Genomic DNA, 13,012 nt, shown 5'->3' on the forward strand with positions numbered 1-13,012 from the left:
CAAAGCGTTTACATACAGGTATTTATTTAAATTTCTTTGTTTTTCTCATGAAATCATCGCCGCATAAGCAAAGTTGAGAAATTGCGAGGTAATGATGCTGTAATGAGAGATAAGATGGGATTAGTTGATCACAATTGCCCGGAAATGGAGAAATTATGGTTTTCATTTCATTTACAGCAGGAGGGGGAAAGGCGTAAGATTCAGTTCAGCAACAACAACGTTATCCGTTGCGTCTCAATCGCTGAATTCCGCAGGAAGCGGAAGCGGGGGAACCAATAAAGCGAATGGAGCTGAGTGGACAGTCAGCAGCCACCGTTCGCATGGGGTGAATCCGGCACAGGATTGCTGTCCTGGCTGGTAGGGCGACTCTTCGCGCCCGAATCCGTCAGCTAACCTCGTAAGCGTACGGGAGAGGCGCGCCTGATCATATGGCGACGCACCTCTTTCTTGCAAGTAGGGCTTCGGACAGATGAACAGGAGGAACTGGATATGTACGATGCGGACCGGGTCATTACAGTGTTCGCAGGCTGTGAGACGGGGATTGAATTCATACGTCAGTTGAAAGGAGCAGGATATTCGGTGGCGGGAATTGCCCATAATGGGCGATTGGCAAAGCGATTGGAAGGTATTGGCGTTCATTCCATATGCCCAATCAATACGACGGAGCCGAAGGCATGGGCCGTCCCTCATGTCCCGATTGGCCGAATCTATGTGTTTGAACAGAGCTTTGCGCTTTCCTGCCGGCTGCTTCAAATATGCCGGCAATGGACGACGGATCCGATCACAATCGTTACGAAGCGTCATCATCCGCAGTCGATCTACCGATTGCTTGGTGCAAATTACGTCATTTATACGCAATCGGATCAAGTTTCATTTTTACTATCAGATATCATCTAATTTATCCATATAGGCAATGCTCACCGCTGAATCCCATTCATGGGAACGGGGGAACCAACGTTAGTGCGCCAGCTGTACATCTGCAGTTCGCGCAAGGGGTGAATCCGGCACAGGAATCCGTTCCTGGCTGGTAGGGCGACTCTTCGCGCCCGAATCCGTCAGCTAACCTCGTAAGCGTCCAAGGAGGCAGCCTTTATTTCGTCGTGGAACATTACGCGCACGTTTATTTAACAATGCGTGAGTGAAGCCACACGGAAAGGGTCCCTCTTTCCGTGTGGCTTTTTGTGTTGCCTGCGCGTTCCTACTGAGCGAGAAGTCTTGGTAGGAGCGGGATCGCGGCAGCATTGCCTGGAGAGATAAGAACCTTATTCAGGAGGAGGAAGGGACTATGTTTGATGCAGTCATGATGATTCTTCTCGCACTGCTTGGACTAAGCGTAATGGGCATTCTCCATTGGTGCAAGGCGGAAGTGGATGAACGGGGTGATCGCTCATGATGATCGTGTTATTCACCTTGATTACGGCGCTGTTCATTTATTTGTTATATGCCTTAGTCAAGCCGGAACGATTTTAGTTTGGGCAGAGTGATTGATGATATTTGTACATTAGAGAAGGGTGGAACGGAACAATGAGTGCAATCGAATGGATCGCCATTGGAATTACCTTATTGCTTGCCTTGGCGATAGCGCGTCCGATCGGAATATATATGGCAGGGGTGTTTGATAATAGCGGAGCTCCAAGACCGCTGGATCTTGTATTTGGTCCGATAGATCGTTTTTTATTTAAGTGTTTCGGCATTAAGGATCAATCGCAAAGCTGGAAGGCATACGCCTTTACAGCAGTTGCCACGAACGTGCTAATGATTGTGGTGACGTATGCAATATTCCGCCTTCAAGGGGTATTGCCGCTGAATCCGAATGGCATTCCTGGCATGGAACCGGGAGTAGCATTCAATACGGCGATCAGCTTCATGGCGAATACGAACTTGCAGCACTATAGCGGTGAAAGTGGACTGTCTCCGCTGTCACAAATGACGGGCATTATTTTCTTGATGTTTACGTCACCTGCTACTGCGCTTGCGGCAGTAATGGCGATTATTCGCGGTTTGACTGGCAAGCCGCTCGGCAACTTCTTGGCAGATCTTGTGCGTTCGATTACGCGCATTTTCCTGCCTATTGCGATCGTTGCCAGTGTACTGTTTATCTGGAATGGGGTTCCGCAATCCTTAAGTCCAATGGAAAGTGCAGTAACCGTTGAAGGAGCAGAGCAGCACATTCCGCTCGGCCCTGTAGGAGCCATGATGTCGATTAAGGAGCTTGGCAACAATGGCGGCGGCCACTATGGAGCGAACTCCGCACATCCATACGAGAATCCGAACGGTGTGACGAATTTAATTCATATTTTACTCATGTTGATGCTGTGCACGGGGCTGCCGTTTGCCTACAGCCGCATGGTCGGCAACAAGAAGGAAGGGCGAGTGCTGTTCGTCTCCATGGCGATCTTGTTCCTTATTATGCTCGGATCATCGCTTACGGCCGAACATATGGGCAATCCTGTGCTGAACGCAGCAGGATTAAGTGGAACAGGCAGCATGGAAGGGAAGGAAGTGCGCATTGGCGTTGTGCAATCGTCACTGTATTCGGTCGTTACGACTGCATCGGAGACGGGCGGAGTCAATAATATGCATGACACGCTGACACCACTCGGTGGCTTGATCCCGATGGCGAATATGATGCTGAATACCGTATTCGGCGGCGTCGGTGCTGGATTTATGAACGTGCTGCTGTACGTCATGATCGCCGTATTTCTATCCGGTCTCATGGTCGGACGGACACCTGAATTTTTGGGCCGCAAGCTGGAAAGTAAGGAGATGAAACTGCTGGCGGTTACCTTGCTGGTGCATCCGATATTGATTCTAGTACCGACTGCAATTGCAGTTGCTACACAGGCGGACACCCTGTCCAATCCAGGATTCCACGGATTGTCGCAAGCGTTGTATGAGTTTACGTCATCCGCGGCGAACAATGGATCCGGGTTTGAAGGGTTGGGAGATGCAACGCCGTTTTGGAACATTTCCACAGGTATTGTCATGTTCTTAGGGCGCTACGTATCGCTCGTTACGCTCCTTGCCGTAGCAGGATCGATGGCGAAGAAGCAGCCAATTCCGAACACAAGTGGTACGTTTCAGACGAATACGGCGCTGTTCGGTATCGTATTTGTCGGCACAGTACTTATTGTGGGTGCTCTGACGTTCTTCCCGGTAGTCGTGCTCGGTCCGGTCGCAGAACATCTGACGTTGTGGAAATAAGGGGGAACGGAAAATGAAGACGGAAAAACAGATGAAAACACCTGCGCCATTTGAACCGGCGCGTACGCATACACATCAAGACAAGGAACGGAGCATGTTCCAAGGCAGCTTAATGCGGGCAGCATCGATCGATGCGCTGCGGAAGTTCGATCCGCGCCAGATGGTTAAAAACCCGATGATGTTTATTTGCGAGGTTGGCTTCGTTATTACACTGCTGCTTACGTTCGTGCCGGATGCCTTTGGTTCGCCAATGCCACGTTGGTTCAACGGCGCGGTCAGCTTCATCTTATTCATTACGGTTTGGTTCGCGAACTTTGCTGAGGCTCTCGCTGAAGGTCGCGGCAAGGCACAGGCGGATTCGTTGAAGCAGGCGAAGCGGGATTTGTGGGCGAACAAGATAACCGAAGGTGGAACGGTTCGCGTATCCTCATCCGAGCTCCGTAAGGGTGATGTCGTAGTCGTTCGTGAAGGGGAGACGATTCCTGGCGATGGCGAGGTCATCTCCGGATTGGCCTCTGTGGATGAATCAGCGATTACTGGGGAGTCTGCGCCAGTATTGAAAGAAGCAGGCGGGGATTTCTGCTCGGTAACTGCTGGAACGAAGGTAATTAGTGATGAGATTCGTATTCGGATTACAAGCGATCCGGGAGAATCGTTCTTAGATCGAATGATTTCATTAGTTGAAGGCGCGCAGCGCAAGAAGACTCCGAATGAGCTTGCTCTTCATACTGTACTTGTCAGCTTGACGCTTATCTTCTTGGTTGTCGTTGTGACCTTGCCTGTATTCAGTCATTATTTGCAGGTCGAATTGAATGCGGCGGTGCTAATTGCCCTGCTGGTCTGCTTGATTCCTACTACGATTGGGGGGTTGCTGTCCGCGATCGGTATTGCAGGTATGGACCGCGTAACTCGGTTCAATGTCATTGCAACGTCAGGTAAGGCGGTTGAAGCCTGCGGGGATATTCATACAATTATTCTAGATAAGACGGGAACCATTACGTTCGGGAATCGCTTGGCTCATGAACTCATTCCGGTGCAAGGAACGAATGTAAACACATTGTCTCAGTGGGCAGCTGTTGCCTCTCATCATGATGAGACACCTGAAGGTCGCTCTGTCGTGGATTGGGTATCCAAGGCAGGAATTAAGTATGAAGCAGAACTTGCTATACAAGGGGAATTCATCCCGTTCAAAGCGGAAACACGCATGAGCGGTGTTGACCTGAAGGATGGGCGCAGCGTGCGCAAAGGGGCTGTTGATGCGGTGAAACGCTGGGTTATCGCCCAGGGAGGTACCGTTCCGCAGGATTTGGATGCCAATTCAGATGCGATTGCTTCTGCTGGCGGAACGCCGCTGGCTGTGGCCGTCGGACGCGATATTTATGGGCTGATCTACTTGAAGGATACGGTGAAGCCAGGCATGCGGGAACGGTTCGAACAGCTTCGCCGCATGGGCATTCGCACCGTCATGTGTACAGGGGATAATCCACTGACGGCAGCAACCATTGCTCGGGAAGCGGGGGTAGATGACTTCATCGCAGAGAGCAAGCCAGAAGATAAGCTGGCTCTGATTCGCAAGGAGCAGGCGGCAGGCAAGCTGGTAGCAATGACTGGAGACGGTACGAATGATGCTCCGGCACTGGCGCAGGCGGATGTCGGCATCGCGATGAACAGCGGCACGGCAGCAGCGAAGGAAGCGGCAAATATGGTCGATCTCGATTCTGATCCGACGAAGGTCATTGAGGTGGTATCGATCGGCAAGCAGCTTCTCATGACGCGTGGCGCATTGACGACATTCAGTATTGCGAACGATGTGGCGAAATACTTTGCTATCATTCCAGCAATGTTCATGATTGCCATTCCGCAGATGTCAGCCCTTAATATTATGGGCTTGCATTCGCCCGTATCGGCCATTTTGTCGGCGCTTATTTTTAATGCCATCATCATTCCGTTATTAATTCCGCTGGCGGTCAAAGGCGTGGCGTATAAGCCGATGTCTTCGGCTAAGCTGCTGCAGCGCAACCTGTTCGTATACGGCTTGGGCGGATTAGTAGCTCCGTTCGTCGGCATTAAGCTGATCGATCTAATTGTGGGCATTTTAGTGTAACCTTGCAACAATTGTAACTGCAAATAGCCGAATAACAACCTTAACTGTAATAGCTGAGTAGCTGTCCCAAATTGTAATTAGCGGCAATAACTGAAATAACGCTAATGGTTGGTATGTAGATAGAGAAGATTGTTGAAATAATCATATCGGGTTCAAGCAAGGAAGAAGAGAGGATGAACGAACATGACAGAGCGTATGAATATTGGTGGAGCGATGGTGCGGACGACAATCGGCTTGCTGCTGCTGTGCGGCCTTGCTTATCCATTTGCGATGACGGGGCTTGCACAGGCGGTAATGCCGAATCAAGCGAACGGCAGCATGATATACAATGAGAAGGGGCAGTTGCTGGGCTCGAAGTTGATCGGACAGACATTTACAGAACCGCAATATTTCCATGGGCGAATATCTAGCATCGGGAACGATGCTGCTGGCTCTGGTTCGCCGAACTACGCTCCTTCGAATCCAGCGCTTAAAGAGAGAGTTGAGAAGTCAGTTGAGGAATGGGGCAAGGAGAATCCAGATGCGGATGTGAAGCGGATTCCACAGGATTTGCTGACCAACTCTGCCTCGGGACTGGATCCGCACATTACACCGGAGGCGGCACGTGTACAGCTGCCTCGTGTAGCGAAGGCTAGCGGAATCTCGAAGGAACGACTTGAAGAGTTGATTACGAAATATACAGAAGGAAGAGACTTGGGAGTATTCGGTCAACAGCGCATCAATGTATTGTTGCTGAACCTGGAAGTACAGCACGAAATGAAAGGTTAGGTGTCGGCTGTGAATGAAGGGGATGAGTACCGTAGGCAATCGCCGGAAATGATATTGCGAATGCTTGAGCAGATGAAGCGGGGAAGGCTGCGGATTCTTATGGCTGTTGCCAGTGGGGCGGGCAAGACGACACAGCTGCTGCTGGAAGGGGTGAATTGTACCAAGCAAGGGCTGGATGTGGTGTACGGCACAGTGCTGCCGACGCAGGAAATATGGAATGAGGCTGGGCTGCACGTTGGCATTGATTCTTCCCCCATTCAAGCCATTCCGATGATCGCATGGCAGAGGGATGGACAGGATCGTTACGACATCGATGTGGAGGCCATTACAGTTCGGATGCCGGATGTGGTGCTTATTGATGGACTTGCTCATCGCAATCGACCGGAAGCCTTACGTTCAACGAGGCTGGAAGATGTAAGAGAATTGTTGAAACGGGGCATGAACGTAATTGCGACGATGAATGCTTATGAAGAGGAAAGTGTTCAAGCTGCGGCAAAGAAAATGACCGGCGTCGTCAGCGAATGGACGATACCAAGTGAGGCATTGAAGGAGGCAGACGAAGTCCGCCTCCTTGATGTGTCTGCAGAGTCTTTAATGGAGCGTAGAATGCAGGGGCAGTTCAGTCGAGCTAAGCATTCGCGGAAGCATCGAGCGGAAGAGCGAAGCCGTATAAGTATATTGCGCGAGCTCGCGCTCCGCACGATGGCGGAGCATGTCAACGGCTCACTTGAGCAGCATCGGAATGAGATGGGCCTTACAGGCCCTTCGGGAGCTTCCGAACGGATTCTTGTTCTTGCACAATACGGCTGGAATGGATCGATTCATATTCGAAGAGGGCAGCAAATTGCGAAGCGGCTTAACGGTGAACTGTATATTGTGACCTTTGTTCAGCCAGATATGGAATTGACGACGGAGCAGGCTGCATTCCGCCGCTCGCTGAAGAAGATGGCGATGAAGACGGAAGCGGTATGGGAGGAGATTCCTTCCCGAACGCGCCACGATATGGCATCTGCATTGGCTGAATATGCGAAGATGCATGGGATAACCCGCTTCGTACTCGGCCATTCTCGTCAGACGCGGTGGCAGGAGCTGTTGAAAGGTTCGCTGATTGGAGCTCTGCTGAAACGTATCGAGCTGACGGACTTGTTCCTCATTGCCGATCACTCGATTGCAGAGGGGGAGCGGATACTGCCTGCCCGCCTATCCGGCGCAGCTGAGGCTGAGACGCCATTTAAGCGGGTGACGGAACAGCGGGTTCAAGAGAAGGCAGCCGGACTAAAGCGAGGGAAGCTGAAAGTGATTATTGGTGCGGCACCAGGGGTAGGGAAAACCTATCATATGCTTCAGGAAGGCAACCGCTTGCGGGAGCAGGGCGTTGACGTCGTCATTGGCTTGCTGGAAACGCACGGGAGAGCGGAGACAGCCGGTCAAGTAGGAGGGCTTCCGGTTATTCCTCGCAAGCGCATTGCGTATAATGGCAAGATGCTGGAGGAGATGGATACGGAGGAGCTGCTCCGCATTCATGCAGAGGTTGTACTTGTCGATGAGCTGGCGCATACGAATGTGCCGGGAAGTATTCGAGCCAAGCGATATGAAGATGTCTTATGTTTGCTTGAGGCGGGGATATCCGTCGTGACGACGGTCAATGTCCAGCATATTGAAAGCTTGAATGATGCAGTAGAGCATGTAACAGGAGTACGCGTGCGTGAGACAGTTCCGGACATCGTGCTTCGGCAGGCGCGGGAGATTCAATTGATTGATGTAACGCCGCAGACGATCCAGGAACGAATGCGCGCTGGGTTGATCTACAAGGCGGATAAGGTAGATCAAGCCTTATCGAATTTCTTCCGTACGCCGAATCTGATTGGCCTGCGGGAGCTTGCACTGCGCGAGGTTGCTGACGATGTGGATGAGCGATTGGAGTCATGGGAACGAAGAGCACTGTTCCGTGGACCGTGGCGGAGGCAGGAAGTGATATTCGTATGTATCGACTCTGACGTGCGGCCCGAGAGATTGGTGCGCCATGGCTTCCGCATTGCCCATCGCTTGAAGGCGCCTATGCATGTGGTACATCTGCCTATTGCTCCATGGAGAAGAAGAGGAAAGACGGCAGATATAGAGAAGGAGATGGCCGCTGTGCAGGCATTGACCGAACGGCTTGGCGGTACGTACCAAGAATATGAGGCAGTTGCACGCAGAAGATGGGCCAGTACGGCTGTGTATGTAGCAGATCAACTGCGGGCAAGCCAAATCATCGTAGGGATGCCGAGTCGTGTACGCCGCTTGGGCAGGTTAGGAGCTATGAAGGCGTTGGTGCGTCATGCGAGGCATATGGATGTGCTAGTTCTCTCTGAATGGGAGGACTTGCGAGTGCGATAACCTATTATCTATCCCTCTATTTATCTATTTTTATATCAATGCCATGAATCATAGCCTTGCCGGGCTATGATTTTTTTGTTCACAAATTAGACACGGGTTTTTAAGTTACCTTTCAGCCTCTTTTCAGCTTGATTTAGAGTTGAGTCGTTAACATGAGTATAGCGATTCATACAGACTTACTTAGTTAACATGGGTGAGGTATGTCTTGGATGAAGTCTGGACAAGGGGGATACAGATGTTAGAAGTGAAGGACGTTAGTAAGCTGTACAACGAGCGTCGTGGTGTTCAGCATATCGACTTCTCTATGGCGCGCGGCGAAGTTGTGGGCTTTCTAGGCCCTAACGGTGCGGGGAAGACGACGACGATGCGGATGATTACGGGATATTTGCATCCGACAAGCGGGAGCATCTCCATTGATGGCATTTCCATGGCAGACCATGGGGGTACGGCCAGAAGCAAGATTGGTTATTTGCCGGAAAGCCCGCCGCTGTACCCAGATATGACGGTGAAGTCGTATTTGCGTTTTGTGGCGGATATAAGAGGTGTATCGGTACGAGAACGCAGCGTGCGAATTAGTGAAATGGTAGACAGATTGGGCTTGCAAGGCAGAGAAAATCAGGCGATTCGGGGGCTATCCAAGGGCTACAAGCAGCGGCTAGGACTTGCGCAAGCCATCATTCACAAGCCGGATCTGCTTGTTCTGGACGAGCCTACATCAGGGCTAGACCCGAATCAGATCGTGGAAATACGCCAGCTCATTCGAGAGCTCGGGGAGCAGCATACGGTATTGCTTAGTACACATATTCTCCCGGAAGTGAACACACTATGCAACCGGGTCATTATTATTCATCAAGGGCAAATTGTGCTTGACGAGCTGCCTGAACAATTGGGAACTGCACTTGGTCAAGAATCGAAGCTGCATCTCATTGTGAAGGGAACAGCTGCTGAGGTGGTTGAAGCGATAACGGTTATTCCCGAGATCGCCCACATCGAATCTGAAAGCAATGATCAAGAGGTTCATCTTCAGGTTACTGCGAAGGAGCAGGCGGATATAAGGGAAGCTCTTTTTTTCACTTTGGCTAATGCAGGGTATCCCCTGCTAGAGATGAAGCGGGAATCGACAAGTCTGGAGGATGTATTTACGAGATTGACGACAGAGGAGGAGTCTGGTGATGCGCAGATTTAGCGCGATATTTCGCAAAGAAATGCTCGCATATTTCACATCGCCGACATCTTATGCGGCTTTCTCGGTGTATGTGTTGATTTCAGGGATTATGTTTTATTTGAATTTTGTATTGTTCCAACCTAGTATCGTCGATTTCCGGCTTGTAACGGGCAATACCACATTTATGTATATTTTTATCATTCCCTTGTTGACGATGCGGCTGTTCGCAGATGAATTCCGCCACGGTACCGATGAGCTGCTGCTTACTTCGCCTGCCCGTCTGAGCGAGATTGTTCTTGGCAAATATGCTGCAGCATGTGTCTTGATGGTTGTGCTTGTCGGGTTTAGCTTGGTGTATCCATTCGTCATGTCGTTCTTCGGAACATTGGATATGCGTGTGCTGCTGACTTCTGTACTCGGATTGCTGCTGCTTACGATTGCAATGGCTTCTATTGGCTTATTTGCATCTGCACTGTCTGAGCATCAGATGGTAACCGCCATCGCTGCATTCGTGATCCTGCTCATGTTCTGGCTGCTGGATGCCATTCCTTCTTCTGCCGTCGGTGATTGGATTGCTCCATTTTCGATGAACAATCGATTGCAGTCCTTTATGAAAGGGGTACTGAATGGGCCGGACGTACTCTTTTTCCTAACACTCGCGATTGTATTTGTCGTGCTGAGTATCCAAGTACTTGAAAGAAAACGGTGGAGGTAACGAATGATGAACAAGTGGCTGCGAAGAACGAATGCGGCAGTACGATCAGTCGCTGTCCTCGGAATTTTTGTGTTGTTGACCTATTTTCTACAATCGATGACGGGGTGGCAGTGGGACTTCACGAAGAATAAGTCTTTCACGCTATCGGAACAAACGATTGCCGCTCTGACTTCGGTCGAAGATAAGGTCAATGTGAAGCTGTTCTATACGCCGCAGGATGATCCTGTGCTAATTAGGGAAGTTGCTGACATGGCAGAACAGTATGCACTGCGAAATAAACATATTAAGGTCGAACAAATTGATTTAATGAAGGAACCCTCCCTAGCACAGCAATATGGCTTAGCGGGGAGCTCCCTTGTGTTCGAGCGCGGAACGAAGCGCAAGACTGTTGGACTGTATGAGATGTTCAGTGGTGGAGAGGACTATGGGGCTTATCGTTTTAGTGGCGAGGAAAAAATGACCCAAGCACTTAGAAGCCTAACATCTGAGCGCAAAGCAACAGCTTACGTATTGTCTGGCCATGAAGAGCTGCCGTTGTCGCAAGTAACTGCCCTCCGCTCCAGCTTGGAAGAGGACAATATCCAAGTCAAAGAGCTGAATTTATATCGAGAAGGTGCAGTCCCACAGGATGCGGACATGGTCATGATACTAGGCGCCAACAAAGATATTACGGATAAGGAAGCGAAGCTTCTGCAACAGTATGTGGATGACAAGGGGAAGTTGTACATTGCGCTTGGCTTCAATCCAGACATGTCGAAATCTTGGAAGAACATTGACAGCTTGCTCAAGCATCTTGGTGTGACGAACAAGCATGCAGTCGCAGTCGAGCAGAAGAAGAGCACATTGTATGATCCATTTACGATTGTGCCTGAATACGGAGAGCATGAACTAACATCCAAGCTGTCGCAGTATAATTTGCTTACTTTGCTGACGTTGGGGCTGCCTTTAGAAGCTTCGTCTACCGATAAGCTGTCAGTGGAGCCGATCTTGAAGACTTCTACAACTTCTTATGGGGAGACAGATATTCCAAGGCTAATGCAAGAGGGAAGCGAACGCGACGATAAGGATCTTGCTGGACCATTAACGCTGGGCGTAGCCGTAACGACAACAGACGGGAAGCCAAAGGCAGTTATTATTGGTGGATCGAGTTATATCGAAGATCAGAATCTATATACGCAGGGTAATCGGGACTTCGCGCTGAATAGCATGAACTGGCTCCAGGGGAATCAAGAACAAGTGACGATCAGGCCACGGGAGAATGAAGCCTATCAAATTGCATACCTGACTCCTGGACAGGGCAAGGCAATTCTATGGACGACTGTTATCGGCTTCCCGGTGCTATTGCTTGGTATAGGGGCAGCATTATGGTGGAGAAGGAGACGGGCGTCGTGAATAATATGAGACAGATGAGAAGGCTCATCCCAACCTTTCTACTATTGATTGTATTCATAGCCGGTTATGTGTACGCCTCTACACACGATTTCTTCCGCACCAAACAGGAGAATACGGAGGCCGTGCCGCTCATAACGATGCAAGCGCAGGATATTGATTCTATTATGATAGCGGGGGAAGGTTCCCGAGTATCGCTTCATAAGAAGGGCGAACAGTGGGAGATGTTAGAGCCGCGTCCGTATCCGCTCAATTCGTATCCGATTAATGACTGGATCTCTATAGTGACAAAGGCGAAGGCAGATTCGATCGTTGAGGGAGAGTCAGCGAACCTTGGGAAATATGGCTTGGATAAGCCGACGTGGGTATTCCAGGCAACTGGTGCTAACGGGATAAGACATAATCTTAAGATCGGCAATGAAACCCCGATTTCAGGCACTTACTATGCAATGGTAGATGACAATAACAAGGTATATCAAGTCCCTGCTACTGAATGGTCGGGATTGAAGCGGAGCGCGTATGATTTTGTGTTGAAGGAACCGATAACATTCCCAATTGAACGGGTGGAACAATTCAGTTGGAGCTATGCGGGGAACACATATAACCTAAGTTCAAATGATGATTCAGGATCCGTTCCAACGAATGTGAGTGAGGGAGAATCTTCAGCAGGGAATTCAGATTCAGGCAATCAAACAGAGATGAATTGGTGGCTTCAGGACAAGTCTATTACTGAAGATAAAGCTAATGTGCTCATCAATCAATTCCGAGACTGGACTACTACCGAACTGCCGAAGCAGAAGAAGGAATTATTGGCAGGATCATCTCACGAGCCAGGTTGGAAGCTGGAACTCTCATTGAAGTCAGATGCCATCAATGCTACGGAGAAGAAGACATTTGAAGGATACATGATCGGAGAGAAGATATGGATTATCCCTCAAGACGGGCAATGGGCATATGCAGTACCAAAGGCGAAGCTTGATGAAGCAATCAAAGAATGGGGAAGTGCAGGAGAAAGTGCGTCTGCAACAGGAAAATAGAGTTTGTACGTGTTCATGAATATAAGCAGGAATGCATGTGGGGCTGTCCCAAGAATGTGAGCTAGTCCTGCTAGATGAACAAAGACGCTTCCGGAACCACTGTATTGGTGGAGATGGAAGCGTCTTTTTATGGTGCGCCCGGCATGGGCGATAACTAGGCGGTGAAAGTCCGCTACAGGCTTGGCAGTAGGAACTGTTAGCTGAAGGCAAGGGTGTCCGTCGCGAGGCGGAATCTGAAGGAAGCCGGAGGC

Annotated in this window: 10 protein-coding genes and 2 riboswitches; all 10 genes read left to right on the plus strand. The window is 50.1% G+C overall.

Annotation, left to right across the window (positions count from 1 at the left end):
* Positions 1-229 precede the first annotated feature (229 nt).
* Positions 230-419: riboswitch (cyclic di-AMP (ydaO/yuaA leader) on the plus strand.
* A 70-nt stretch (positions 420-489) separates the two neighbouring features.
* The 10 genes from M3661_RS18115 (at position 490) to M3661_RS18155 (ending at position 12,761) form a co-directional block, all read left to right on the plus strand.
* Complete coding sequence (locus M3661_RS18115; RefSeq protein ID WP_251487215.1) at positions 490-897, plus strand: hypothetical protein; 408 nt, start codon at positions 490-492, stop codon at positions 895-897.
* Positions 898-911: 14 nt separating this feature from the next.
* Positions 912-1,089, plus strand: a riboswitch (cyclic di-AMP (ydaO/yuaA leader).
* Between the two features lie 303 nt (positions 1,090-1,392).
* Positions 1,393-1,470, plus strand: a complete 78-nt coding sequence (gene kdpF, locus M3661_RS30810) for a K(+)-transporting ATPase subunit F (RefSeq protein ID WP_227775128.1) — start codon at positions 1,393-1,395, stop codon at positions 1,468-1,470.
* 54 nt (positions 1,471-1,524) lie between these two features.
* The gene (gene kdpA, locus M3661_RS18120) at positions 1,525-3,204 is read left to right on the plus strand and encodes a potassium-transporting ATPase subunit KdpA (protein WP_094183160.1); all 1,680 of its coding nucleotides are present in this window, start codon (positions 1,525-1,527) and stop codon (positions 3,202-3,204) included.
* A 94-nt stretch (positions 3,205-3,298) separates the two neighbouring features.
* On the plus strand, positions 3,299-5,308 hold the full coding sequence (gene kdpB / locus M3661_RS18125) for a potassium-transporting ATPase subunit KdpB (RefSeq protein ID WP_227775126.1): 2,010 nt from the start codon (positions 3,299-3,301) through the stop codon (positions 5,306-5,308).
* A gap of 183 nt (positions 5,309-5,491) precedes the next feature.
* The gene (gene kdpC / locus M3661_RS18130) at positions 5,492-6,076 is read left to right on the plus strand and encodes a potassium-transporting ATPase subunit KdpC (protein ID WP_251487218.1); all 585 of its coding nucleotides are present in this window, start codon (positions 5,492-5,494) and stop codon (positions 6,074-6,076) included.
* Positions 6,077-6,085: 9 nt separating this feature from the next.
* Positions 6,086-8,455, plus strand: a complete 2,370-nt coding sequence (locus M3661_RS18135; RefSeq protein ID WP_483874662.1) for a histidine kinase — start codon at positions 6,086-6,088, stop codon at positions 8,453-8,455.
* 235 nt (positions 8,456-8,690) lie between these two features.
* Positions 8,691-9,641, plus strand: coding sequence for an ABC transporter ATP-binding protein (locus tag M3661_RS18140; RefSeq protein WP_251487221.1), 951 nt, complete (start codon positions 8,691-8,693; stop codon positions 9,639-9,641).
* A complete protein-coding gene (locus M3661_RS18145) occupies positions 9,628-10,335 on the plus strand; it encodes an ABC transporter permease subunit (RefSeq protein ID WP_021252365.1) in 708 nt (235 codons plus the stop codon). The genes M3661_RS18140 and M3661_RS18145 overlap by 14 nt, the downstream gene beginning before the upstream one ends.
* A gap of 3 nt (positions 10,336-10,338) precedes the next feature.
* Positions 10,339-11,727, plus strand: coding sequence for a GldG family protein (locus tag M3661_RS18150; RefSeq protein ID WP_251487223.1), 1,389 nt, complete (start codon positions 10,339-10,341; stop codon positions 11,725-11,727).
* A gap of 5 nt (positions 11,728-11,732) precedes the next feature.
* Complete coding sequence (locus M3661_RS18155) at positions 11,733-12,761, plus strand: DUF4340 domain-containing protein (RefSeq protein WP_251487257.1); 1,029 nt, start codon at positions 11,733-11,735, stop codon at positions 12,759-12,761.
* Positions 12,762-13,012 lie beyond the last annotated feature (251 nt).

This window comes from Paenibacillus sp. MER 180 (genome assembly GCF_023713665.1).
GTDB lineage: Bacteria > Bacillota > Bacilli > Paenibacillales > Paenibacillaceae > Paenibacillus_B > Paenibacillus_B suaedae.

Coding starts and splice junctions, on each gene's coding strand:
- kdpF (WP_227775128.1), top strand. CDS start 1,393: ATGATCGTGTTATTCACCTTGATTACGGCGCTGTTCATTTATTTGTTA.
- kdpC (WP_251487218.1), top strand. CDS start 5,492: ATGACAGAGCGTATGAATATTGGTGGAGCGATGGTGCGGACGACAATC.
- M3661_RS18115 (WP_251487215.1), top strand. CDS start 490: ATGTACGATGCGGACCGGGTCATTACAGTGTTCGCAGGCTGTGAGACG.
- M3661_RS18155 (WP_251487257.1), top strand. CDS start 11,733: ATGAGACAGATGAGAAGGCTCATCCCAACCTTTCTACTATTGATTGTA.
- M3661_RS18145 (WP_021252365.1), top strand. CDS start 9,628: ATGCGCAGATTTAGCGCGATATTTCGCAAAGAAATGCTCGCATATTTC.
- M3661_RS18150 (WP_251487223.1), top strand. CDS start 10,339: ATGATGAACAAGTGGCTGCGAAGAACGAATGCGGCAGTACGATCAGTC.
- kdpB (WP_227775126.1), top strand. CDS start 3,299: ATGTTCCAAGGCAGCTTAATGCGGGCAGCATCGATCGATGCGCTGCGG.
- kdpA (WP_094183160.1), top strand. CDS start 1,525: ATGAGTGCAATCGAATGGATCGCCATTGGAATTACCTTATTGCTTGCC.
- M3661_RS18140 (WP_251487221.1), top strand. CDS start 8,691: ATGTTAGAAGTGAAGGACGTTAGTAAGCTGTACAACGAGCGTCGTGGT.